Consider the following 877-nt stretch of genomic DNA (forward strand, 5'->3'; position numbering starts at 1 on the left):
TCCAGATCCTTATGGCTTGAGACACAGACCGGCAACACCTCTGTGGCGACACGGCCATTGAAGCGTTCGACCATTCCATTGGTCTGAGGGGAGTAAGCTTTGGTCCGGCGTCGGTCGATTCCCATGTCATGACAGGCTTTTTCGAAGGCATCCGCCGTAAAACAGGAACCACGATCGGTCAGAATATGGGTGATCCGGAAAGGAAAGGCGGTTTTGACAGCTTTGAGGAAATCGACGGAATTATCGGCATTTTCCGCGTCATAGACGGCCAGATGTACCGAACGGGAGCATCTATCAATGGCGACATATAGGAAACGTTTCCGCCGTTCTCCATCTGCCGTCTGCAATTTGGGCAGATGTTTCACATCAATATGGACATAACCGGGATCGTAATCCCGGAATGTTCCCTGTCCCCGAAGTGGTCCGGTCTTTGGAGCAGGAGGCAGCCTGTTCAATCCGGCATCTTTCAGAATACGCCAGATGTTGTCCCGGTTCAGATGCGGCAGGAAATGCCGCACGACAAAGGTCAGGTCATCCAGGCCAAAACCGGTAGAACGCCGAAGCTGACAGACAATGGCGCGCTCTTCCTCCGAGGCTTTCCAGGCCAGTTTCCGGGGACGGCTGCTGCGGTCCTGGCAGGCGTCTGAACCACGCCTGCGCCACTTGCGGACAGTTTCCTCGCTGATCCCGTAGCGTCTGGCGAGCACGGATGTCGATTCCGATGAGCGGGCTATGTCAGCCCGGACGGCCGGTGTCGTACGTGCCTGTGGATGGATCTGAAGCATCATTCAGTCTCCCTGCAAACGGAAGAAAACCATGAAGAGTAACGCGGTATTGCCCACCCTACATCATCCCAATGACGTCTCACAACCTGACA

The 877-nt window shown here is 55.2% G+C and carries 1 protein-coding gene; it reads right to left on the reverse strand.

Annotation, left to right across the window (positions count from 1 at the left end; genetic code table 11):
* Window positions 1–785 (reverse strand): DDE-type integrase/transposase/recombinase (locus B7449_RS13395; RefSeq protein WP_048883695.1); only part of this gene is annotated, 785 nt, incomplete at its 3' end.
* Window positions 786–877 lie beyond the last annotated feature (92 nt).

It is taken from the genome of Komagataeibacter intermedius TF2, from assembly GCF_000964425.1.
Taxonomy (GTDB): domain Bacteria; phylum Pseudomonadota; class Alphaproteobacteria; order Acetobacterales; family Acetobacteraceae; genus Komagataeibacter; species Komagataeibacter intermedius.